At 68.9% G+C, this 23,457-nt stretch carries 17 protein-coding genes, 1 other RNA gene and 2 pseudogenes; 7 read left to right on the forward strand and 13 right to left on the reverse strand.

All coding sequences use genetic code 11. The annotated features are described in order from the left end of the window. On the forward strand, positions 1–164 hold a 164-nt coding region (locus AB0B72_RS33095; protein ID WP_367743343.1), incomplete at its 5' end, for a ricin-type beta-trefoil lectin domain protein. Between the two features lie 284 nt (positions 165–448). Here AB0B72_RS33095 and AB0B72_RS33100 read toward each other — a convergent pair. Together AB0B72_RS33100 and AB0B72_RS33105 are read right to left on the reverse strand one after the other, a co-directional pair. Next, positions 449–3,139, reverse strand: coding sequence for a lectin (locus AB0B72_RS33100; protein WP_367743265.1), 2,691 nt, complete (start codon positions 3,137–3,139; stop codon positions 449–451). A 1,136-nt stretch (positions 3,140–4,275) separates the two neighbouring features. Further along, complete coding sequence (locus AB0B72_RS33105; protein ID WP_367743266.1) at positions 4,276–4,662, reverse strand: VOC family protein; 387 nt, start codon at positions 4,660–4,662, stop codon at positions 4,276–4,278. Between the two features lie 347 nt (positions 4,663–5,009). Here AB0B72_RS33105 and AB0B72_RS33110 point away from each other — a divergent pair, with 347 nt between their 5' ends. Together AB0B72_RS33110 and AB0B72_RS33115 are read left to right on the forward strand one after the other, a co-directional pair. After that, complete coding sequence (locus AB0B72_RS33110) at positions 5,010–5,795, forward strand: hypothetical protein (protein WP_367743267.1); 786 nt, start codon at positions 5,010–5,012, stop codon at positions 5,793–5,795. 620 nt (positions 5,796–6,415) lie between these two features. Then, the gene (locus AB0B72_RS33115; RefSeq protein ID WP_367743268.1) at positions 6,416–6,754 is read left to right on the forward strand and encodes a HEAT repeat domain-containing protein; all 339 of its coding nucleotides are present in this window, start codon (positions 6,416–6,418) and stop codon (positions 6,752–6,754) included. Between the two features lie 1,112 nt (positions 6,755–7,866). Here AB0B72_RS33115 and AB0B72_RS33120 read toward each other — a convergent pair. The 5 genes from AB0B72_RS33120 to AB0B72_RS33140 all read right to left on the reverse strand — a co-directional run bounded on the left by AB0B72_RS33120 (position 7,867) and on the right by AB0B72_RS33140 (position 12,418). Next, positions 7,867–8,619, reverse strand: coding sequence for a DUF5984 family protein (locus tag AB0B72_RS33120; protein WP_367743269.1), 753 nt, complete (start codon positions 8,617–8,619; stop codon positions 7,867–7,869). A 591-nt stretch (positions 8,620–9,210) separates the two neighbouring features. Next, positions 9,211–9,606: RNase P RNA component class A (rnpB, locus tag AB0B72_RS33125), an RNA gene on the reverse strand. A 25-nt stretch (positions 9,607–9,631) separates the two neighbouring features. Continuing rightward, the gene (locus AB0B72_RS33130; RefSeq protein WP_367743270.1) at positions 9,632–10,816 is read right to left on the reverse strand and encodes a bifunctional RNase H/acid phosphatase; all 1,185 of its coding nucleotides are present in this window, start codon (positions 10,814–10,816) and stop codon (positions 9,632–9,634) included. Next, on the reverse strand, positions 10,813–11,553 hold the full coding sequence (locus AB0B72_RS33135) for a zinc ribbon domain-containing protein (protein WP_367743271.1): 741 nt from the start codon (positions 11,551–11,553) through the stop codon (positions 10,813–10,815). Before AB0B72_RS33135 ends, AB0B72_RS33130 begins: the two co-directional genes overlap by 4 nt. Before the next feature lie 10 nt (positions 11,554–11,563). After that, positions 11,564–12,418, reverse strand: a complete 855-nt coding sequence (locus AB0B72_RS33140; RefSeq protein ID WP_367743272.1) for a Nif3-like dinuclear metal center hexameric protein — start codon at positions 12,416–12,418, stop codon at positions 11,564–11,566. Positions 12,419–12,502: 84 nt separating this feature from the next. Between AB0B72_RS33140 and AB0B72_RS33145 the strand changes: the two genes are divergently transcribed. From AB0B72_RS33145 to AB0B72_RS33155, 3 genes are read left to right on the forward strand one after another with little or no spacing between them, the layout of a single operon-like run. Next, entirely contained in the window at positions 12,503–13,552 is a 1,050-nt protein-coding gene (locus tag AB0B72_RS33145; protein ID WP_367743273.1) for a dipeptidase, read from the forward strand. 11 nt (positions 13,553–13,563) lie between these two features. Continuing rightward, the gene (locus tag AB0B72_RS33150) at positions 13,564–14,712 is read left to right on the forward strand and encodes a M20/M25/M40 family metallo-hydrolase (RefSeq protein ID WP_367743274.1); all 1,149 of its coding nucleotides are present in this window, start codon (positions 13,564–13,566) and stop codon (positions 14,710–14,712) included. Then, complete coding sequence (locus AB0B72_RS33155) at positions 14,709–15,524, forward strand: GNAT family N-acetyltransferase (RefSeq protein WP_367743276.1); 816 nt, start codon at positions 14,709–14,711, stop codon at positions 15,522–15,524. The genes AB0B72_RS33150 and AB0B72_RS33155 overlap by 4 nt, the downstream gene beginning before the upstream one ends. Here AB0B72_RS33155 and AB0B72_RS33160 read toward each other — a convergent pair. The 4 genes and pseudogenes from AB0B72_RS33160 to AB0B72_RS33175 form a co-directional block, all read right to left on the reverse strand. Beyond that, positions 15,494–15,766: a hypothetical protein gene (locus AB0B72_RS33160; RefSeq protein WP_367743277.1), complete on the reverse strand. Its 273-nt coding sequence runs from the start codon at positions 15,764–15,766 to the stop codon at positions 15,494–15,496. The two genes, AB0B72_RS33155 and AB0B72_RS33160, sit on opposite strands and share 31 nt — an antisense overlap. Positions 15,767–15,994: 228 nt before the next feature. Next, positions 15,995–16,237: pseudogene (locus AB0B72_RS33165) on the reverse strand (hypothetical protein); the annotation flags it as partial. A gap of 86 nt (positions 16,238–16,323) precedes the next feature. Continuing rightward, positions 16,324–16,953: pseudogene (locus AB0B72_RS33170) on the reverse strand (lanthionine synthetase LanC family protein); the annotation flags it as partial. 71 nt (positions 16,954–17,024) lie between these two features. Continuing rightward, positions 17,025–18,551, reverse strand: coding sequence for an AMP-binding protein (locus tag AB0B72_RS33175; protein WP_367743279.1), 1,527 nt, complete (start codon positions 18,549–18,551; stop codon positions 17,025–17,027). A 204-nt stretch (positions 18,552–18,755) separates the two neighbouring features. On the opposite strand from AB0B72_RS33175, the gene AB0B72_RS33180 reads away from it, so the two are divergent. Then, complete coding sequence (locus AB0B72_RS33180; RefSeq protein ID WP_367743280.1) at positions 18,756–20,081, forward strand: sensor histidine kinase; 1,326 nt, start codon at positions 18,756–18,758, stop codon at positions 20,079–20,081. Positions 20,082–20,096: 15 nt separating this feature from the next. Here the strand turns inward: AB0B72_RS33180 and AB0B72_RS33185 are convergent, their stop codons facing one another. Both AB0B72_RS33185 and AB0B72_RS33190 read right to left on the reverse strand, forming a co-directional pair. Then, a complete protein-coding gene (locus tag AB0B72_RS33185; protein ID WP_367743281.1) occupies positions 20,097–21,725 on the reverse strand; it encodes a thiamine pyrophosphate-binding protein in 1,629 nt (542 codons plus the stop codon). A 385-nt stretch (positions 21,726–22,110) separates the two neighbouring features. Next, a complete protein-coding gene (locus AB0B72_RS33190) occupies positions 22,111–23,316 on the reverse strand; it encodes a 2-hydroxyacid dehydrogenase (RefSeq protein ID WP_367743282.1) in 1,206 nt (401 codons plus the stop codon). Positions 23,317–23,457: the final 141 nt, after the last annotated feature.

Here is a 23,457-nt window from a genome sequence, read left to right on the forward strand (position 1 = left end):
ACGGCCAGAACAACCAGAAATGGCGCCTCAACTCCAACGGCTCCATCACCGCCGTCGGCGCCAACAAATGCCTGGACGTCTCCGCGTTCGGCACCGCCAACGGCACCAAAGTCCAGATCTGGACCTGCACCGGCGCGAACAACCAGAAGTGGACCCGAAGCTGACCCTGCGACAGGCACCACCCACGGTCACCCACGCCGGTTGGACGTCATCGACACGTCCGACCGGCGTGGGCACAGCCATCGGGGTCGGGACTGTACGTTTCCCCCGGGACGGGCCCGCTACCGGGGCCGGTCCGGGGGACGTTCGCATTACAGGCTCCCGGCCGGCCGGCCGGCTCCGGCGGCAGGGGCGAGAAGTGGACGGCGGCGAGAGTGCCCTCGCCACGCGAGAGGGTGGGCCGCAGGCGGTGCGTGTACGACCGCCCGCGGCCCGGTGGAACCTCACGTCAGCTGCGCACGCTCCACTGCTGGTTCGCGCCGCCGTTGCAGGCCCACAGGATGAGCTTGGTGCCGTTGGCGGTGCCGCCGCCGTTGGCGTCCAGGCACAGCCCGGACTGCACGCCGGTGATGGTGCCGTTGGAGTTGACGTTCCATTGCTGGTTGTTCTGACCGTTGCAGTCCCAGATGATCACCTGGGTGCCGTTGGTCGTGCCCCTGTTGTAGGCGTCCAGACATTTGTTGCCGAACACCTGGAGCTGCTTGCCCGACGTGTACGTCCACCGCTGGTTGGTGCCGCCGTTGCAGTCCCACAGCTGCGCCTGGGCGCCGTTGGTCGCCGTGCCGCCGGTGACGTCCACGCATCGGCCCGACTGGCCGCCCACGATCGTGCCGTTCTGCTGGCTGCCGGTGTTTCCCTGCCTGACGAGCGACTTCGACTCAGCCGATCGATTCCCCTGGGCGTCCACGACGTAGAGCCGGTACTCACCGGCCGTCGTCGGAACGGCGATGGAGGTCGCGGTTCCGCTCGCCCTGGTCATCGTGTTGCCGGCGGTGAAGGAAGTCGTACCCGAGGGAGCCAGCCAGACCGTCTTGCTCGCGTCGCCGGCGCTCCGGATGGGAATCGATGTCACACCGGCGCCCACGAACGTGCTGGCAGGCAGGACGTAATCCGGCAGAGAGACATTGCTCTGAGGAATGACGTTCCTGTACGCGTCCTCGGGTCCGGAGTTCACGGCGATGGCATAGGCCTGCGACGGCCAGACATAGTCGGAATATACGAGGATATCCTGGATCGTGCTGTTAGGCAGGTTCTTGTTGGAGACCTTGTTGATAGGGCCGTATGTCTGCGTCATGCTCAGATCATGCTTACGCCCGAAGTCGTCGGAGTTGATGAGCCACGTGACATTCTTGTCCACACTCAGGACGTTGTCGCGGAAAGCTATGTTCCCTGAGCCTTCGTCCGGGTGGAGTCCGTACTTGTGACCGGCCGGGACACCCTGCAGATAGTTGTTGGTGATTGTGGTTCCCGGCTGGTTGCCCAGCGTGTAGATAGGAGCCGTGTCACCCAGGCGCTGCACCGTGTCAATGATGTGGTTGTAGCTGATGGTGTTGTTCTTCGCCGTGGTGGTCGGCCGGTTGGGCGCGATCGAGCCTGACGATCCGTCGAAGTTCCACCACCCCCAGCCGAGCGTGATACCGGACCACGAGGTCTTCTCGATGCGGTTGTGCTGGATGGACAGGCCGTCGGCGAAGTACGCCGAGATGGGGCTGTGCCCGTTGAACAGCACGGCACTGTCGTAAATGTAGTTGTTCTTTATCTCGATGTTCTTGGGCGCACCTTCGACCTGAGCGGGATACTTCTCGTGATTTGTCGCGGTGTAGTCCCCGATGTAGACGTTCTGGGGGTGGCCCACGGTGATGGCGGATCCGGCGATGTCGTTCGTGTAGTTCCCGATCAACTGCGTGTTCACCACGTCGTTGACCATGTTGATTCCGTCGACGCCGGTGTGCTGAATCCGGTTGTTCTGCAGGACGAGCCCGTCGGCGTTCTCGATCTGGATGGCGCCGGGCGCCACGTCGACATTGCGGTAGTAATAGGCGTGGAAGTTCTGCTTGGCATATGCGATTGCGCCGAGATTGCCCTGCTGGGCCTGCTTGAACGCCGAGCCGGCCACGTTGAACAGGTTCCAGTCGGAGTGCTGGACCGTGAGGCCGGAGAATGTGATGTTCCGGACGCGACTGCTCGTGGAGGTGCCGGCGACCCTGAGAAGGGTGGACACGTTGTTCGGTGCGAAGACCGTCGCGGTGGACATGTTCTCGGAGCTCGCTTTGTAGTAGTACAAAGTCTTGCTCGTCTTGTCGAAGAAGAACTCGCCCGGCGAGTCCAGGAACTCGTAGGCGTTCATGACCTTGTGGCTGCCGCCGACCTGGGCGTTGCCGTTGAAGGCGCCCTGGGCGATGGCCGCTCCCGGCTGCTGGAACGTGGCTATGCGGTTCGTGCCGTCAGAGGTGACCTGCCGAACTCCCACGATGGCCGTGGTCCAGGTCGTCGCCGTTTCGATCTCGATGTCGTCCTGATTGGAGGCGATGGCCGGGAAATCGTTCAGACTGTACTTCGCTCCCGCGCACTGCGAACCCGACTCCCACGCCCAGGGTGCCTGCCCCGCCGTGATGGTGTAGGTTCCGTAGCACCCGCCCGAGTTGATCGTCTTGGACGCCATGTACGCTCGCTTGTCGTTGACATAAAGCGCACGGAGCTTGTTGCTGCGATTCAGCGGGGCTTTCCAGATGTTGCCGCTGTGCTGCGTCCATCCGGTTACCTGGACGCCTCCGTTGAGGATCGGCGTCTCGTTCTGGTACGCGGCGTATATGACCCGGTAACCATTCGTGCCGGAGTCGGCCGGCGTGAAGTCAATAGTGCTGCCGACCGGATAGTTGCCCCCGCGGAGATAAACGTAGATGTCGCCCGTCATGTTCGCGTTCACCGAGCGAACGACGTCCCTCGCGCGCTCCATGGTTTTGAACGGTGACGTGATCGTCCCGGGGTTGGCGTCGTTGCCGTCGGGAGCGACGTAGTAGGTTGCCTGGGTCGCCGCCGAGGCGGGGGTGGCACCTGCGAAGGCCGGCAGCAACACAGCGGCGACGAACACCGCAAGCGCTGCTAACGCCTTCCCAGTGGTGGACAGGGCTGACTTCACGCTCTGTTCCTTTCGCTGGTTCCGAGCAAATGTGTTCGCCACGCGATCACCCTGCAGCAGCAGAACTCATCGGGGTGTGCCATTGAGCGAGCATGGCGCTTTTGTTGCAGTTGAGGACATCGATCGAAGGGCCGTGCACCGGCCGAGGGGCGGCCACCCTCACGCCATGCGCGGCGATCGCCGGCAGAGCGTGGGCCTCGGCAATTTCGTCGCCGGTGAGGCCGAATGTCCTTGGTCGTCCGCTCCCGGCGCCACGCTGACGAGGGTCACGCGCCGCCCGTGGGCGAGAGGTCTCCTCATAACACGTCCCAGGAATCCGTGGCAGACGTGGCTACCATGTTTCGACCTCGTAACGTATGACGTATGCCGAATGATGCTTGGGGGTAATGTCGCATTAACAGGGGTGTCGCGCAACAGTCGATGGAGCGGGGAAGGCGCATCTTCGTCCACCCTGGTGCCGCGACGCCGGGCGATCTTCCACGACCTGGCGGGCTTCCCGTGGGTCGCGGTGGAACCCCACTGGTCATGCGTAGATGCGACCTGGCGGCTCGTAGCCCCGATGTGCCAGGTCGGGCCCGGTGGGTCCGTCGCCGCGCCGGCGCCCGGCGTCATCCTCCACGCGGCGCCCACGGCGCGTCAGACCTCCGCCGGGCCGGCCCGCATCCCGGGCGGGTTGAGGGAGGAGACCTCCTACATCAGCAGTGGTGAATCACATGTGCTGTTGAAACTTTCATCAGCGAACGCGATCACACTCGCCGGCCCGATCGTGCAAGATCATAGTGACGTTCGCGAGACACGCGGGACGGCGAGCCCAGGGAAAGGACAATCCGGCCTGGTCAAGCCGTAGCAGCCGTCATCCCGGCCACGCCGAAGTAGCCGGCCAGGCGCGCGGCGACGAACATGGCGGGGCCGAGCACGAGCCATCGCGGCACATTACGTCCTGCCAGCGGGACCAACCAGCGCGGACAGATCCCGCCGAAACAGTGGACCAGTGCCAGCGGGAGGAGGGTGCCGGCCAGGATCGGCAGGGCGACGAAATCGCGAAAGGCGAAACAGGCCGCGCTCCACACCGAGAGCGGAGCCGCAAGGTGTGCATCCGAGCCCCGCTACTCCTCATAGCCGGAACGTGGTGTCGCTCACGAACGCAAGAGGCAGAACTCGTTGCCGTCGGGATCCTGCATCGTGATCCAGTCCTCACGCTCGGCCTGAACCGTTGCCCCCAGCGCACACAGCCGCGTGACCTCTGCGACCGTATCGGCGGCGCTCAGGTCGAGATGAACCCGGTTCTTGACCCGCTTGCTCTCCGGCACGAGTTGGAAGAATATGCGCGGCAGCCTGCCAGCGGTGTGGACGAGCAGGACCGTGGGGTCGTCCTCCGGGTCGTTGATGCCCATGGAGCGCAGCCGTGCCAGCTCCTCCTCGTCGTACGGCGCGATCTCGTAGCCGTCCAGGGTCTGCGCCCAGAATCGGGCGGCCGAAGCCGGATGAGGACTGTCGAAGACGATGTCCTTGATGGATGCCACGGGACTCCTTTCTGAGACGGATGACAATGGAAATGGTGAGCCGAGCCGCTGGTGGAATAGCTGCCGAAAATCGTAGATCAGTTGAGGAAGCTCAGGCGGCGCCCGGATCGGGGCGCTCGACGAGCTGACCACGTTCGAAAACGGGCACCGGCGCGGGCGAGGGCAATCAGACGGAGTGCGTTGACCGCGTGCCACCGCTGCTGGCCGGGGCGGCGGTGCGGGGAGACGGGCCCCGCGGGTGACCTTTGTCCGCAGCCGGACGGTGGACAACGTCGACTCAAATGTCGTAACGGGTCAGTAGGCTGTGCGTCCTGTATAGCGCCGTGCCGTCTTCCCAGGAGAATTTCGTGCGACTGTTGGTCTCCACCGCCATTGCCGGCCTCATCGCGACTGGTCTGACCGCCGTGCCGGCCCAAGCCTCCTCTGCCAAAGTCGCGTACGGCTGGGCCTGGCCGGACGGGAAGGGAAAACTCCGCATCGTGCCGCGCGCAGCCAAACCGGTCACGATGCACTACGGAATCAGGAGTTTCCGTCTGAAGCCTCTCGCCGGAGCCAAAGAGATTCGGCTCGACTACTCCTCGGCCTCCTTCTACCGGACGTCGGTCACATGCGGCGCCAGGGACAACGGCGGCAAGTACGCCGTGAGCGCCAAGGGCCTCGGCAAGACCGCATGTGCTTCTCGCGACCTCGCTTTCGTTTTCACTCTCGGACCCACGCTGGTCCGCATCATCTATAACGGCACCAAGGCCACCACGATCCATCAGTTCTGGCCCGGCGTCGCGACCGAGAGACCCAAGACCGCCTTTGGCACCCTTCGGTACCTCGGAGACGGAACTCCGGGCCCCAGCATCAGCGGCATCGTGACTTTCACCCCGGAGGGCGGTCAGCCGATGAAACTCGGGTACGACTGGATGGCTGGATTCAATCGAATCACTGAGGCATGTAACGCCGACTGGCTCACCGGTGGTGATCCGCGCAACGCGGACGAGGAGGGCGTAGGCTCAATTGCCTGCAACGCCCGTCAGATGACCGCGGTGCTCAAGCGCCTGAAGCGCCCCGTTCTCGTCAAAGTTCAATACTCCCCGTTGGCGCAAAGCATGAATCAGCTATGGGAAGTCAGCCGCGGAGCCTGACGGTCCCGCTGCAACTGACATATCGCCCGCTGAGCCCCGAGCGCCGGCAACTCCGTGAGGGCGGCGTCCATCATGTGGACGCCGCTCGAGTGACCTTGGTGCGCAACCGGACGGTGGAGGAGGTTGACTCATCGCTACCGCTTCTGGACGCGGTACTGCTGAAGCAGTGCGTGATCTTCTCGCTGTTCTTCTCGCCGTTCAATTCGGGCAGAAGTTCGTCGGGGCATAGCTCATAGAGGTCACCCCACCATCGGCAGGCCCTGTTGTATCTACGCTTGTCGCAGCGAACATGAATGCTGATACGAGGCCAACTCATCTGGGTCATGCCAGCATCCAAGACCTTCGACACTTACGGACATCTCTTCCCGAGAGATGAAGAGCTGGGGAAGCTAGCGAATCTCTGATCAAGCTAAATGCCTGGTCAGAGGTTGTGTAGCGGACGAGTCGGCCTGTAGGCCCGGTTCGAATTCGACACGCTCCCTACCTACGATAACGGCGTACAAACTGTCGCCGACCTGGGGAGACACTTCCGTTGGTTGCCATCACTTGCCGCCGTTTTCGGCTGCGATCTGCCCCCTGGGCGCGCCCTCGTGGGGGCTTTCAGCGATACCCTTAGCCATGTGACCAACCGATTTCGAGACGCCATGCAATTGATGCGCTCAAGCGATCCGCAGAAGCAGGAAGACGGCTTTCACAGCCTTCGGCCCTACGTAGCGGATCAAATTGCCGAGCTGATCGGCGAGTTCCGCAGGGAGCACGAAGACCATGGGTTACGGTGCTGGTTACTCGAACTGATCGCCGAAGCTCGATCTCCGGAAGCGCTTCCGTTGTTGACTGAGGTGGCGCAGTACGAGGATGGGCCATTACGAGACCGCGCACTGGAAGCCTTGACCCTTCTGGGTACCAAGGAAGCCCGCCAAGTTTTATGGCGCATACGGGCGAATCAGCCGATCAGGTGAGCTGGAACCTCCCATCAGAGGTGCTGGATCCTCTTCCTTATCAGGGAACGGGGACGGACGCCTGAGCTGCTTGGATATGTTGCTGACCTGCTCTGATCGTCCATGGACTTCCGCCAGGGTCCAGCATCGTCCGCCAGCGTTGCCACGCAGCCGGTCACGCATCCGGCCTTGAAACTTATCGCCTCTAATGCTCTGGCATCGGCTGAGGTACCGGGTGATCATTCAAGATCAGATCGCCTATGCGGATGAGCCTGGCAACGTAACTCCGGCCCTCTCGTCCGCGAAGTCGCGGGAGAAGAGCACGTAGATCACGGGCGCAATCGCTGACCATCTGGAGCTGATCGGCCTCCAGGACACCTCGGCGACTGCCGACATAGCTGGTCACGCATCCTGCCAAGTAGGCATCCAGCTCCATGAATGACCGCCCGAAGACCTCCGCCTCCCGGAGATCATCAGGTTCGAACGCACCGAGGTGCTCTGCCCAGAGAACCGAAACCTCGTCAAAGGTCGCCTTATCCATGTGTCCCATCGTGCATCAGGACGCATGCCACCTCTGCGCATGAGGGGTTTGACGAATCGTTGCGGTGGTGCTGAATCGTCAGCTTGGGGCGCAATTACACTGGCCCGCCAATTCGGGAGTGGCACCACCCTGCCCGCGATTCTCCCTCCCCTGCCCTCCAAGCTGATCTTCGAAGGGTCCCCGTCTCCTGAGTGCGGGCCGTGATGACAAGCTCGTCAGCGCTGTGCTTCCCCTCATTCGCCCCCTCCGCGGTGCCACCGGAAGCAACTCACCAACAGCTCCTCCACCGACCCATCTCCCGGCGCGCCCGTTCTCCTTGCGGGCGCCCATCCATCGGATCGTCGAGCCTGCCCCTCAACTCCACGCTTCACCTCCTCCCCGCACCGCTGCTCCGCCGAAGGCGGCTTGAAGACGTAAGCGAAGTCGTAACAGGGGCTAACTTCTGATGGGTGGCTCGCTACAGGAGCACGCCGAATCGCTGCTCAATGTGCCCCCGACTCGCCCCGCGGGCAGCAACAATCTCCGACTTCACGCACAGGCCGCATGCCTGACGTCTTGCCTTCCCTCCATGAAGCCGGGCTTTCGCGAACCCTCAACGCGGGAGCAGCTCTTCCGCGCCCGTGCAGACGGCTGCCCAGTCGGTTGCCGGTTCCTGTTGTAAGCGTTGAGCCAGCCATGCCGCTCGATTGACGTGCTCGGCGCGGAGTGCATCCAGGTCCAGCCGGACACCGCCCGGTGGCCCTGTCCGCTCCAATACTCTGGTTCTCCGCTCCATGGCGGTCATGAGCTCATGGTCGAGTTGCCGGACGGCGGTGAGAAACGATTCGGTCGGGATTACGACCTGACCGGCCGGATCGGCCGTGAACCGGATGTCGCCATCGTCGTCATGCCGCCAGGTCACTGTCACCGTGTCGAAATTGTCGCTGACGGTGCGCCAAGCCCTGATGCGGGGCGGTTGTCGGATGTAGCCGAGATCTAAGGCATGCTCGGCGTGCCACTCCGCGGCAATCAAGGCTTCATCGCTGTCCATCGGCCGCCAGGAGTCGGGGACGCTGGCCACGAAATCCAGGAGATCGGTTGGCACCGGCTGGAGGACAGTGGGTGTCATCTCGTTGATGTCTTCCCATAGCCGAGCCACGTAGTAGTCGACATATGGGCGCTGCACCGCAGGATGATCGGTCCGACATTGCTGCAGCGTTTCTGGTGAGTAGCGCAGCAACTCCTGACCGGTCAGTTCTATCCAGTACCAGCCATCGGTTAGTCCGAACCAGTGCAGTTGACGATCCTCGCGGCCCCAGGGAGAAACCTGGCCCAGTGGTGTCAACGCAAAGCGGAACCTGATCACCGAGCGTATGGTAGCTGCTCGGTGGACGTGTCTTCGACCTAACGGGCGCCAGCGTTTTAAGGGTTCCACCTCAACCCCGTGCGGCCCCTGCACGTGTCGCGATCATCCCGGGGCCTGAGCGCCCCGGGGTTGGGGGCAGCGCCCCAAGGTCTTCGCTGCTCCGCCGGAAAAGACTTCATCGGCGTCAACCGTGCCGTCAGTTCTCCGACCGTCGTACCGTGCTTGCCGGCGGGCCGCGCGACCGCGAGGCGGGACCGGCCGAAGAGCCGCACGCCCGCCGTGGCGAGGCGCGCGGCCCAGCCCGGCTCATGCTCGTGTGCGTGTGGTTCCCGGGCATGCGGGCCGTGGCCGGCTTCTTGGGATGGTTGTGCTTCCTGACGTTCTTCCCCTGGTGCTCTCGGCGGGCTTCCCTCGCTCGCCCCTCACTCGCTCCGCCGAAGGCGGCTTGAAGACGTAAGCGAAGCCGTAATAGGGGCTAATTTCTGATGGGCGGCTCGCTACAGGAGCACGCCGGATCGCTGCTCGATGTGCCCCCGATGTGCCCCGAGCAGGAGTGAGCCAGGAGCAGGCCCAGCTCAGACGGGGTGAGAGCGGACGAGTCGGCCTGTAGGCCGGGTTCTGTGGCCAGCCTCGCGGCTGACCGGCGGCCATCCATCTAGGACCGCCGTTGCCGGCGGCCTCAAGCGGTCTACCCGCGCGGCTCGGGCGGGCAGCCCTCGAACGTCGCGCGCGGGACGCTCCAGGGAGCGCCCCTTCTTGACCTTGCTCCGGGTGGGGTTTACCGAGCCGCCCACGTCACCGTGGGCGCTGGTGGTCTCTTACACCACCGTTTCACCCTTACCTCCCGCGAGGGGAGGCGGTCTGTTCTCTGTGGCACTGTCCCGCGGGTCACCCCGGGTCGGCGTTACCGACCACCCTGCCCTGTGGAGCCCGGACCTTCCTCGGCAGGACTGCGAAGAGCCCTGACGCGGCCGCCCGGCCGACTCGTCCGCCGTACTCACAAGCCTAGCGGTCAGGCGAGGTGCGCCGTGTCGTTCAGCGACCGCACCACCGCCGGGCCGTCGGCGTAATAGTCGATCACCGACAGGCAGGCGAGGTCGAGATGCATCCGGTAGAGGGACGTGGGCGGCGCTTCCAGCGCGAAGCGTACGAGCAGCTTGATCGGAGTCACGTGGGAGACCACCACGACGGTGGCGCCCTCATGCGCCTTCACGATCCGGTCCCGTGCCAGGGCGACCCTGCGGCCGGTCGTGGCGAAGCTCTCCCCACCGGGCGGAGCGACCTCGGGGTCGGCCAGCCACGCGGCCAGCTCCCGGGGCCACCGCTGCTGGATCTCGGCGAACGTGTGCCCCTCCCAGGCCCCGAAGTCGGTCTCCCGGAGGTCGTCGTCGACCAGCACCGGCAGGCCGGTCCGGACGGCGACCGCCTCCGCGGTACGCCGGGCCCGCGCCAGCGGGGAGCTGACGATCGCGCCCACCTCGTACGGAGGCCGTGACAGGCGCAGGGCCGCCGCCTCGGCCTGTGCGAGACCGGTCCCCGTGAGCGCCGGGTCGCCGGTGCCGGAGAAGCGCTTGTCCACCGAGAGCGAGGTCTGCCCGTGCCGCAGGAGCAGCAGCGACGTGGCGGCTCGGGACGGGCGGGGCATCCAGCCGTTGCCCCCACGGCCCGCCGCGACGTCGGAAGGCCCGGCCTGGGGCTCCACGACCGCGACCGGCTCGGCCGGTTCGGGAGTCTCCGTCTCCGAGGAGATCACGCTCGACCGCCACGTCTCCCCCCGGGCCGCGGCGTCCATGGCCTCGTTGGCGAGGCGGTCGGCGTGGGTGTTGCGCTCCCTGGGGATCCACGTCCAGGTGACGCGGAACTTCCTCGCCAGGGCGGCCGCCTCCAGTGCCAGCGGCCGCAGGCCCTCGTGCTTGACCTTCCAGCGGCCGGCCATCTGCTCCACGACGAGCTTGGAGTCCATCCGCACCTCGACCGGACCGCCCTCGACACCGAGCGCCACCAGCGCCCGCAGCCCGGCGATCAGGCCGCGGTACTCGGCCACGTTGTTGGTCGCGGTGCCGATCGACTCGGCCGACTCGGCGAGCACGCGGCCACCGGAGTCCTTGACCACCGCGCCGAAGCCGGCGGGGCCGGGGTTCCCCCGCGACCCCCCGTCGGCCTCGACGACGAACCCGGCGGCCCCCACCGGCGTCACAGGCCGGACTCTGCCGTACGGACGAGGATCCGGCGGCACTCCTCGCAGCGGACGACCTCGTCGGGCGCGGCGGCGCGGACCTGGTTGAGGTCCGCGATCGACATGGTGGTGCGGCAGCCCAGGCACCGGCCGCCCTGCAGCAGCGCGGCACCCATGCCCGACTGCTCGCGCATCTTCTCGTACAGGGCGAGCAGACCGGCCGGGATGTCGGCGAGCAACGGAGCGCGCTTCGCCTGCAGGTCGGCGTGCTCCTTGTCCATCTCGGCGAAGGCGGCGTCACGGCGGTCCTCGGCGGCCCGCAGCGTGGCCGTGACCTTCTCGCGCTCCGACCGGAGCGAGGAGACGAGGGACTGGGCCGCTTCGAGACGCTCCATGATTTCCAGCACGATCTCCTCCAGGTCCCCCTGGCGGCGGCGCAGCGACACGATCTCCGACTGGAGGCTCGCCAGGTCCTTCGGCGAGGAGACCTGGCCGGAGTCGAGACGCTTGGCGTCCCGGTCCACCCGGGCCCGTACGGCGTCGACGTCGGACTCGGCCTTGGCCTGTTCGCGGGCGAGGTCGCCCGCCTCCGTCTCAGCCGAGATGATCTGAGTCGCGAGCTGGGCGAGCTTCTTGGACTGCTCCTCGACATCGGCGAGGTCGGGCTGGGAACGGCGGCGATGGCTCAGCCGGTCGAGACCCGCGTCGACCTCCGCCAGATCGAGCAGACGCTTCTGTGCTTCCGGTGCGGCCTTCATCCCAAATCCCTCAGAATGCTCGGGGGTCCAAGTCGGTAGTCGTCGCCGTCCACGCGTCCGTGACGGCGTTGGAGACGCGCGCCTCAACAGTAATGCCCCTGGCCGCCAACCCTGACGTCAGACGCCGCGCGGCGTCCGCGAGCCAGGGCCATTCCGTGGCCCAGTGGGAGGCGTCGATCAGGGCGGGCCGCTCGTCGGCCTCCATGTGCTCGCTCGCCGGGTGATGGCGCAGGTCGGCGGTCAGATAGACGTCGGCGCGGGCGGCGCGGGCCGTGGCGAGCAGGGAGTCGCCCGCTCCCCCGCACACGGCGACCGTCCGGACCGGGCGGGACACGTCCCCCGCCACCCGCAGCGGGCCGGCCGTACGGGGCAGGCCGGAGGCGGCCAGAGCGGCGAACTCGCCCAGCGGCATCGCGGACGGCAGCGTCCCGACGCGGCCGAGGCCGCGGCGTGGATCGGCGGCGGAGGGTTGCAGGGGCCGCAGCTCGCCGGTCAGCCCGACGGCCCGCGCCAGCGCGTCGGAGACGCCGGGGTCGGCCACGTCGGCGTTGGTGTGCGCCGTGTGGAGGGCGACGCCGTTGCCGATCAGGCGGTGGACCACCCTGCCTTTGAAGGTCGTGGCCGCGACGCTCGTGGTCCCCCGCAGATAGAGCGGGTGGTGGGTGACGATCAGATCCGCACCCCAGCCGAGCGCCTCGTCCACGACGGCGGCGACCGGGTCGACCGCGAACAGGACCTTCCGTACGGTCTGCCCCGGGTCGCCGCAGACGAGGCCGACGGCGTCCCACGGCTCCGCCCAGGAGGGGTCGTACAACCCCTCCATCTCGGCGACCACCTCGGCGAGAGTGCTGGAGATCGATGCCACGGGCGCACACTACAGCGTGGTGGCCGAGCCGTCCTGGCAAGGTAACGTCCCCCTTGACGCCCCCGCGCGAGGAAGGACCCCGGCATGTCCGTTCACCAGCAGGAAAACCTGCACAGGGACGCCGTCGTCGCCGAAACCCACAACGATCTCCTCATGGCCGTCTCCGCCCGGCCACCCGGCCGGTGGGCGTCGTTCTTCCGGGAGCGCTGGCTCCCCCAGCTCGCCGAGGGCGGCGTCGACGTGCAGATCCTTCCCGTGTTCGTGGACGGCCAGTTCCGGCCCGAGGGGGCCCTGCGCCAGACCCTGCGCATGATCGAGTGCGCCCATGTGATCGCCGAGGGCAACGCCGACGCGGTGGTGCTCTGCCGTGACGGCCAGGAGATCGACGAGGCGCTCGCCCTCGGCAAGATCGCCCTGGTCCTGGCCATGGAGAGCATGCCGGGCGTCGACGCCAGCGTGGAGCTCATCTCGACCCTGCACCGGCTCGGCGTCCGCGTCGCCTCCATCGCCCACTGGGGCCGTACGCCTCTCGCGGACGGCAGCGGGCAGGACGGCACGGGCTCCCGGCTGACCGCCGAGGGGGTGGAGGCGCTCCGGGAGATGGAGCGGCTCGGCATCGTCTTCGACGTGTCGCATCTCGGCGCGTCGGGGGTCGCGCACGTCCTGGAGATCGCCACCAGGCCGGTCATCGCCACCCACTCCTCCGCCCGTGCCCTGCGTGACCACCACCGCAACCTGACCGACGACCAACTGCGGGGCATCGCGGCCGGAGGCGGCGTGATCTGCGTCAACTTCCTCGCCGCGTTCCTGACGGAGGACGCCCGGGCCGCGACGATCGACCACCTGGTCGACCACATCGAGCACATCGCCGGGGTCGCGGGCATCGACCACGTCGGGCTCGGGCCCGACTTCATCCGGGAGGTCTACGCGGATCTCACCCCGCCCTGCGAGGACTTCAGCGAGAGCGGCCTGGACGTAATGGCCGCCATCCCGGGGCTGGACGGCCCGCGCGGCCTGCCTCTGGTGACCGAGGCGCTGCTCAAGCGGGGCTTCTCGGAGGAGGAGACCGTGAAGATCATCGGATCCAACGTGATGCGGCTGCTGCGCGCCGGGCTCGGGCGGCCCCAGCCGTGAACCTGGACGCGATGCTGGCCGACCTCGAGGAGCTGGTGCGCTGCGAGTCGTACTCCGCCGACCACGAGGCGGTGGCCCGCAGCGCCGGCGTCGTGGCCGCCCTGGGCCGCCGGCTGCTGCGGGCGGAGCCGGAGACGATCGTGATCGGCGGGGTGACCCACCTGCGCTGGTCGTTCGGCACGCCGCGGGTGCTGCTGCTCGGGCACCACGACACGGTGTGGCCGGTCGGCTCGCTGCGCGAGCACCCCTGGTCGGTCGAGGACGGCATCGCCAGGGGGCCGGGGGTCTTCGACATGAAGGCCGGCCTCGTGCAGATCTTCCACGCCGTCGCCTCCCTGCCGTCTCCGGACGGCCTGGCGGTGCTGGTGGTGGGGGACGAGGAGCTCGGGTCGCCCACCTCCCGGGCCCTGATCGAGTCGGCCGCCTCCGGCTGCGCGGCGGCCTTCGTGGCGGAGGCCAGCGCCGACGGCGGCGCGCTCAAGACCGCGCGCAAAGGCATCTCCCGCTACGAGCTCACCGTGCACGGCCGGGCCGCCCACGCCGGCCTGGAGCCGGAGCTGGGGGCCAACGCCGGGCTTGAGCTGGCCCACCAGGTCCTCGCGATCTCCGACATCGCGGCCCGGCTCGACTCGTCGTCCAAGGCCGGGCTGACCTCGGTGACGCCGACCATGCTGTCGGCGGGGACCAGCACGAACACCGTGCCCGGCCTCGGGCGGGTGGCGATCGACGTCCGCGTCCCCGACGCGGAGGCGCAGCGGCGGGTCGACGAACTGATGCGGGCCCTGACGCCGCGGATTCCCGGCACCAGGCTCGAGCTGCGAGGCGGCCCGAACAGGCCGCCGCTCGACCCGGCCGCCTCGGCCGCCCTCTTCGACGTGGCGGCCGGCCTCGCCGCCGAGCTCGGGATGGCGCCGTTGAAGGGCGCCACCGTCGGCGGCGGCTCCGACGGCAACTTCACGGCCGGGGTCGGCTGCCCGACCCTCGACGGGCTCGGCGCGGTCGGCGGCTGCGCCCACGCCCCGGGAGAGCACGTCATCGTCGCCGAGATGCCGGTCCGGGCCCGTCTGCTCGCGGCGCTCGCGGCCCATGTCCTGTCCGGAGGGCCTCCCGGCGGCGACGCGGGCGGCGGAGACGACGCGTACCGCGGGAGAACGGCATGACCCCGGGCGACCAGGCGGCGGTCGTCGCCGCGCGCCGAGGGGTCCGGGTGGCCGAGTTGGACACGATCGCCGACTTCCAGCGGGTCGTCCGGCTCTTCGACCACATCTGGCACCCCGAGCCGTGGAACCCGCCGATGACCGTGGAGCTGATGCGGGCGCTGTCGCACACGGGGAACTACGTCGCGGGGGCCTTCGACGGCGGCGACCTCGTTGGGGCAGCCGCCGGGTTCCTCGCCGCCCCGGCCGGGCGGGTGCTGCACTCCCACGTCGCCGGAGCCGTCAGGCCCGGCGCGGGCTTCGCACTCAAGCTGCACCAGCGGGCGTGGGCCCTCGGCCACGGCATCAGCCGGATCACGTGGACCTTCGACCCCCTCGTACGGCGCAACGCCCACTTCAACCTGGCGAAGCTCGGCGCGCTGCCGGAGGACTACATGCCCGGTTTCTACGGGCCGATGGGCGACGCCGTCAACGCGGGCGACGAGTCGGACCGGGTGCTCGCGGTGTGGCGGCTGGAGGATCCGCGGGTCGCCGAGGCCTGCGGCGGCGTGCCGTACCGGCCGCGGATCCCCCGCGACGCGGTCACGGGCCTCGCCCTGCGGGAGGGACGGCCGGTGGCCGGCCCGTCCGGCGGGCGAGTGGTCCTCGTCGCCCTTCCCGAGGACATCGAGGCGCTGCGCCGCGAGGACCCGGAGGCCGCCAAGGAGTGGCGGCACGCCGTACGCGACGTGCTGGGCGGGCTGATGGCGGAAGGCGCCAGGGTGGCGGGGTTCACCGGCGGCCACTACGTGGTCGAGCGGCCCGGCGGCCGTTGATCGAACGGGTTGCCGGCCTTGCGGGAAAACGACATGAGGAAAGCGGGGACGCCTGCCAATGCTTCGCGCTCATACGGGCTGAACACGTGGAAGACCGGCCGGCCGTAGGGGAAGTCCACCTGAAGGTCTTCGGCGCCCACGGAAGGCCGGTGGCCCGCCTGGTGGAGTCGCTGCGCCCGGCCATCACCCCGGCCGGAGGCGCATACCTCGTCGCCGAGCATGACGGCGACGCCGTCGGTCACGTCGTGTTCACCCGGGTCCGCCTCGACGCCCCCCGCCGACTACTGCGCCCGCTTCGGGTTCGAGCCTGGCGCCCCGCACGGTTTCCGCAGGCCGTCCCGACATCGCGGTCAGAGCCATGAGGGGCCGGGCCTGGTGAGGGCGGGCAGCGGGCCGGGACGGGTGTGCAGGGCGTGGAGTCTGGCCAGCCAGCCGGCGATTCCGGCGGCGCCCTGCATGAACCCCGGTTCCGGCGGCAGTTCCGGCGGGGTCGCCGTGTGTTCGGTGTTGGACCACGTGACGCCGCGCGCAGTGGTCAGGGCGCGGCCGGCGACGTCGGCGGCCAGGGTGCCGGCCCAGTCGAGCAGGGCGGTGTCGCCCGTGGCCTGGCAGAGGTCGAGGAGGAGTTGCCCGACTCCGGCGGTGCCGCAGCACCGTGCGACGTTGTCCCCGTAGCCGGGGTAAAGCCGGAGGGGCAGGCGGCTGTCGCGCAACTCGTGACCGGCACCGCCCAGCCGTCCGGGTGGTGCCCGGCGGTCAGAAGAGCGTCGGCCCCGCGGACGGCGACGTCGACCAGGTCGCGGCGGCGCAGCGTTCGGCCCGCGGAGGCCAGGGCGTACGCGACCCCGGCGGTGCCGTGGGAGAACCCGGGCAGGAGGTACTCCTGTCCGGCGACCATCCGCCAGTTGAGCCCGTCCGGGGCCGGTTCGGCCATCTCCACCAGCCGGTCGGCCAGCACATGGGCGGCTCCGGTGTCCGCACCGTTCACGAGCAGGGCCAGCAGGATGCCGGCGTCCCCGGAGATGACGTCGGTGTACCGCGACCGGTCGTGTGGCACCTGCCGGACGCGCTCGGCGATCCGCGACGTCACCTGGCCGGCGGCCGCGGCGGCCTGTTCGTCGCCTGCGGCATGTGACCAGGCGCGCAACGCCACCACGACTCCCGCCCACCCGGAGAACAGCCCGTCATCGGGCATCGTGGACACGGCCCCGCCCTCGCGGGCCAGGTGCAGCAGGCGGCCGCGAGCACCCGTCGAGACCCCCGCCGGGTCGATTCCGGCCGCCACGGCTTCGGCGCAGCCGAGCAGCACCCCGGCCGTACCGGAGTATAGGTCGTCGCACAGCACGCCGCGTTCGAGCCACCCGAGGCCGCCGTCGACGTCCACCGCCGCGGAGCCGATCCAGTCGAAAGCGCGACTCGTCACGTCCATAACCCCAGTCTTCCCGTCGCCGCGATGGCCGTGCCCCCGCGTTCGACGTCCCAACAGGCGGAGGCGCCGCGTCAGGGGCCGGTGCGGGCGCCCAGCCGGGCCAGGTACGCCTCCCGTACGGCGGAGCGTGAGAGCTTGCCCGTCGGCGTCCGGGGCAGCTCGTCGACGAACTCGACCAGCCGGGGATGCTTGAAGCGGGCCAGCCGCGGCTCCAGGTGGCCGAGGAGCTCCGCCGCCGTGACCTGGGACGCCCGCTGCACGAGCGCGACCACCCGGTGGCCCCACTCCTCGTCCGGCACGCCGATCACCGCCACGTCGGCGACCGCCGGGTGGTCGAGGAGCGCCGCCTCCACCTCCGCCGGGTAGATGTTCACCCCGCCCGACACGATCAGGTCGGTACGGCGGTCGCACAGGAAGAGGTAGCCGTCCTCGTCGAGGTAGCCGATGTCGCCGGGCGCGTACCAGTCGCCGCGCATGCTCGCGGCGGTCTTCTCCGCGTCCTTGCGGTACTCGAACCGGTTGGTCGCCGACCTGACGTACACCATCCCGGGACGGCCGGGAGGCACCTCGTCGCCGTTCTCGTCCAGGATCCTCGCCTCGAACGTCGGCACCGGCCTGCCGACCGTCCCCGGCCGCTCCAGCCACTCGCGCGGCTTGACGGCGAAGGCGATCGCGGACTCGGTGGAGCCGTAGTACTCGTACAGCACCGGGCCCCACCACTCCATGATCGCTTTCTTCACGGCGACCGGGCAGGCGGCGCCGGTGTGGAACACCTGCCGCAATGACGAAATATCGTATTTCTGGCGGACTTCGGGAGGCAGCCGGAGCATCCGGTGGAACATCGTCGGGACCATCATCGCGTTGGTCACGCCGTATCGGCCGATGAGTTCGAGGACGGCCTCCGGCTCGAACCGCGGCGCGATGACGACGGTGTGTCCCAGATGGAGCGCCAGCGAGACGTGCGCGCACGGTGCGGAATGGTAGAGCGGGGAGGTGACGAGGTGGACGTCGTCGCCCGCGGTGAGGTCGCACACCTCTCCCACGAACCACCTGAGCAGCGGCACGGCCTCCTCAGGCGCGCGGGACGGCAGCGGCCGCTGCACCCCCTTGGGGAAGCCCGTGGTGCCGGAGGTGTACCACATGACCGCGCCGGACGTCCGGTCCTCGGGAGCGGTGGCGGGCCACCCCTCCGCCAGCCGCGCCGTCCCCTCGTACACCTCGGTGACGCCCGCCCGCATGCACGCCTCCCGTACGGCGCCCGCGAGGGCGGGGCCGTGCACGACGAGCCGCGCGTCGCAGTCCCGCAGGATGTACGCGACCTCGGCGGGCGTGAGATGCCAGTTGACGGGCACGTAGTAGAGGCCGATCTGGCCGGTGGCCAGCAGCATGACCAGCGCGTCGAGGCCGTTGGGCAGCACGCCCGCAACCACGTCGCCCCGGCGCAGCCCGTGGCCCCGCAGGCCCCGGGAGACCCGGTCCACTCTGGCCAGCAGGTCGCCGTACGACGTGGTGGCGCCGTCGGCGTCGATCACGGCGCGCCGCCCGGGATCGGCTCGCGCGATGGCGTAGAAGCCGGGGGGCATGCCGGAGCCGGGCACCGTCTGACCTCCTGAGCCGGGGCGTGGGGCCGTTCTCACTCTAATTAGCACTTCAGCGTCCATACAGAGCATTGCTCTGATGGGAGTTTGTCCAGTTTTGGAGGCAAATTGCCCTAAAGGTGCGGCGAGTTGACTTAGTGTGATCATCTGATTGCCGGGGGGAATCGGGTGAGCTTGTGGCACGGGTGGTCGGTTAGGGTCCGCTTGACGGTCATCGCGAGCGTGGTCATGTCGCTCCTTTGCGCCATCGCCGCGATCTTCGTGCTGATCACCGTCCGCGGCACCGCCGAGAGGTACAAGACCGAGCAGATCGCCGCCACGGCGGCACGGATCGCCTACCAGGTGAAACGGGACCGGATCGCGCCGGTGCTGCTGGACGAGACCGACGCCGACGTGCAGGTGATCGACCCTCACGGCCGGATCGTCTCGCGAAGCGCGGCCATCCTCACCCGGCCGAGGATGGCCGCCTTCCGCCCGGTCGAGTCCTCCCCGCAGGCCAGCAAGATCCTCTGCCACTCCCTCGCCTTCCCGGGGCGGTGCATGATCGTCGTCGCCTTCCGGATCGAGCAGCCGGACGGGCTGTGGACCATCTACGCGGCCGACGACGAGGTGCCCTGGCACGTCGGCGCCCCCCTGCCGGCCGCCATCCTCACCGGTTCCGCGCTGCTGATCGGGCTCACCGCCGTCGGCACCTACGAGACCGTGCGCAAGGCGCTGGCACCGGTGGACGCGATCACCGACAAACTGGCCGACATCACCGCGACCGACCTCAGCCAGCGCGTGCCGGTGCCGAAGTTCCGGGACGAGATCCGGCGGCTCGCCGAGACCGCCAACCAGACGCTCAACCGGGCGGAGATGGCGGTCGAGCGGCAGCGGCGGTTCGCCTCCGACGCCTCCCACGACCTGCGCAGCCCTCTGACCGCGATGCGGACGGAGATCGAGGAGGCACTCCTCCACCCGGCGCAGGCCGACTGGCCCGCCAGGGGCCAGGCGCTGCTGGACAGCCTCGACCGGCTGCAGGCCCTGGTGACCGACCTTCTTCAGCTCGCCCGGCTGGACGCGGGCGCGCCGCCCAAGCTGGAACGCGTCGACCTCGGGGAGCTGGCCGCCCACGAGCTGGACCGCCGCCAGCGGAAGGTCGATGTCGTACGGGACCTGGGCGGCGGGGCCGTCGTCGTCGGCGACCGCCTGGCCCTGGCCCGGCTGCTCAACAACCTCCTGGACAACGGCGAGCGCCACGCCGTCTCCACGCTGAAGGTCACGGCGTACGCGAAGGCCGGGGAGGGGGTGCTCGAGGTCGTCGACGACGGCGCCGGAGTGCCCCCTGACAAGCGAGAGCTGGTGTTCCAGCGGTTCACCCGGCTGGACGCGGCCCGGAGCAAGGACGCCGGCGGCACCGGCCTGGGCCTGCCGATCGCCCGCCAGATCGCGCAGAGCTCCGGCGGCACGCTGACGATCGAGGACAGCCCGAAGGGCGCCCGTTTCGTCCTGCGGCTCCCCCTGGCTCCCGGGGACGGTCACGTCCACTGACCCGGGACTCGCGGGTCACTCGTCCTCGGGGACCACGATCAGCGTGGGCAGCGGCACGCCCAGCGCTTCGGCCACGGCGTCCTCAAGCTCGCCGGGGGTCTTGACGTCCACCCCTCGCGCGCCGTACGCCTCGGCGAGCGCGAGGAAGTCGGGTGCGTGCAGGTCGACGGCGACCGGCCGCATCCCGCGCCGCCGCATCTCGTCGCGGATCTCGCCGAACCCGCCGTTGACCGAGACGACGATCGGCAGGCACAGGCGCAGCTCGACCGCCGTGGCGAGCTCCTGCAGGCTGAACTGGAACGCCCCGTCGCCGGCCAGCACGGCCACGGTCCGGTCCGGGCGGCCGATCTTGGCCCCGATGCCCGCGGGCAGCGCGAACCCGAGAGTGCCGTATCCGGTGGGGAACAGGAACCGGCCCGGCGGGTCCATCGGCATGCCCACCAGCGCACCGTGGTAGACGATCATGGAGTTGTCCCCGACGAGGATCGCGTCCTGAGGCAACGCCCGCCGAAGCGCCTCAAGGTGACCGGCCCACCGGCCGGTGAGCTCCTCCAGCTCCGGACGGTGGTCGGGCTCCCCCTGGGAGGAGCGCACGACGCCGGCCCGCTCCACCCGTTCGGCCAGGCCCTCCAACGCCGCCGCCGCGTCGGCCACGACGGCCACGTCGGCCACGTGGTCGCCGTGCATCTGGGCCGGGTCCACGTCCACGCGGATCAGGGTGCCGGTGAGTTGGAACGCCTCCTCCCACAGGTCGGCGGGCCCCAGCTCGGTGCCGACGGCGAGCACGACATCGCAGGCGGCGAGCCACCGCCGGATGGACTCCAGGTGCAGGGTCGCCCCGAGCACGAGCGGATGGCTCTCCGGCACGGCCCCCTTTCCGTTGACCGTGGTGACCACGTGTGCGCCGATCCGTTCGGCGAGGCTCACGGCCGTGCGGCCGGCCGCCGCGCCGTCCTCCCCCGGCCGGTGAACGCCCCCGCCGAGCACGAACCCGGGGCGCCCGGCCGCGCACAGCAGCCTGGCCGCCTCGTCGAGCGCGGCGGGGTCGGGCGCGCGCGGCATGATCCGGTACGGCGCGGCCAGCTTGACCTCGCCCTCCGCGTCGAGCAGGTCGGCCGGGATCTCGATGTGGGCGGGCCGGGGCCGGCCCTCGGCGAACAGCCCGAAGGCGCGGGCCACGGCGGCCGGGATCTCCCGCACCGAGGTCACCCGGTGGCTCCACGCGCACAGGGCGCCGATCGCCTGGGACTGGTCCTTGCTCTCGTGGAGGTATCCGCGGCCCTCCCGGGGATGGCAGGTGGGCACACCCGGGGAGACGAGCAGCACGGGTGAGCTGTCCGAGTACGCCTGGGCCAGCGCGGTGGCGGCGTTGACCACGCCCGGGCCCGTGGTGGTGACCACGACCCCCGGCCGCCCGGTGACCCGCGCGTACCCGTCGGCGGCGTAACCGGCGCCCTGCTCGTGCCTGGGGGTGACGCACCTGATCCCCGCCTCGTCGAGCTCCTGGTAGATGGCGAGGTTGTGCGTGCCGGGTATCCCGAAGACCGTGTCCACCTCGTGCAGCCGCAGGGCCGCGACCAGCGCGCGCGCGCCCGTGGACGTCGTGATCGGTTCCGTCGCGGGAATCAAATCATGACTGGCCACGCATCACTTCCCGAAGTGCGGAGGGGTTTAATAATACGTTTCCCCTTCCGCGCGGTGCCATACGCGTTTCCCGTCACATATTCTCCGCCGGTATCAGAATACGATTCCCCGCACTCCTGTACCGGTGGTGAAGGCCGCCGAATCCGCCTCAGGACGACGGCGACCGTTCTTCAGGGGAGGCCGAGCCCGGCTCGGAGCTCCGAGGGTCCGCCGCGCCGGTTTCCGCGCGATTCGATCTCCGGCAGGCACGGGCGGATCTCCGCTTCCCTCGGTGCCCGACGCCGCCTCCACGTCGCCTCGGGGCTCTGACGAACGCCGATCACCTCGGACGTCGAACCCATTACGAATGTCATTGCGGGCATCCCAAAACAGCCGGCGTGGAGATTCAGGGCTGAGTTCGCCGCGCCGCCGGTTGGCGCTTACCCCGGTACCACGACGCCTGAATGAGAGCGCCCAATCGCAGGGATTCCGGGACGGAGCGAAACAGTTTCCAGCCCCCGGGACGGCTGCTCGCTTTCACCGGCCGGTCGGCGTCGGGACCGCCGTGACTGCCGACGGCGTGTTCGTCGGCGCCGTTGCTCAGCACGTTCGCGACGGACCTGACCGCCCGGCCGACCATCCGGTCCATGGCCTCCCGGGTGTGGGAGGCGATATGGCCGGTGACGAGGAGCCTGTCGCCGAAATCGTCCAGCAGGCGGCCTCCGGCGCCCGAGTCGCGGCCGTAGAAACCGTCGAATACGGCGAGGGCGACCGTTTCCTTGCGCAGGGCGTCGTGCAGGGCCTCCGGATCGACCACCGCCGGGCGGGCGGTGTTGACGAGGATCGCGCCTTTCCGCACCCTGGTGAGCACATCGGCGTCGATCATTCCTCTGGTCTGGTCCGTCTCCGGGACCATGACGACGAGGATGTCGCTCTTCTCGGCGAGCTCGTGCAGGGGAAGGAACTCCAGACCGAGCCGCCGCTCGACGTCCCGCTTCGGCGTGCGGCTGAAGTACACGACGCGGGCGCCGAACGCCTGCGTCATGATCTCCGCGATCCGGGTCCCTATGGCTCCCATCCCCACGATGCCGACGGTGCGCGTCCTCAGCTCGTGCGGCAGGTCCTCGGGCCCGTGCCAGAGCGGGTGGTGGGGGTCGCGGAGGCTGTGGGTGATCCGCCAGTTGGCGTTGATGATCTGGCCCACGGTGAACGTCGCCACCGACTCGGTGGCCGCCCCCCCGGTGTTGGTGACCACGATGCCCAGGGCGTCGGCCGCCGCCACGTCGACGAAGTTCTCGTAGCCCACCCCCAGGAAGGCGACGACTTTGAGCTTCCCGGCCTTTCCCAGCGCCTGCGCCGTCGCCCGCTCCTCACCGCCGTGGACGTAGGCCACGACGTCCCTCAGCTCGTACGCGAGCTGCTCCTCCGACAGGTGCTCGGAGACCGGGTGCGGCACCAGCCCGTGGCTCAGCTTCAACGGCTCCAGCAGCGACAGGTCGATGCCCGTTCCGGTCACCAGAATCGTCCCGCGCGCGGCGGCCGGCTCGTCCCCGGCGCCGGACTCCGCCAGGTGACGGTCCGGCGAATGCCTGGTCGCCGCTGTTTGGGACATTTCCGATATCTCTCAGACTGGGGCCATAAGTGCAGGATTTATCCGGACGTTTCTCTCCAATCACAACAAACCAGACAACGCGTGGAATTCCACGGATAGCCCAGGCGACGGAGCAGGAATCTAATGGTATAAGGGTCTTGG

It is taken from the genome of Microbispora sp. NPDC049125, from assembly GCF_040802045.1.
GTDB lineage: Bacteria > Actinomycetota > Actinomycetes > Streptosporangiales > Streptosporangiaceae > Microbispora.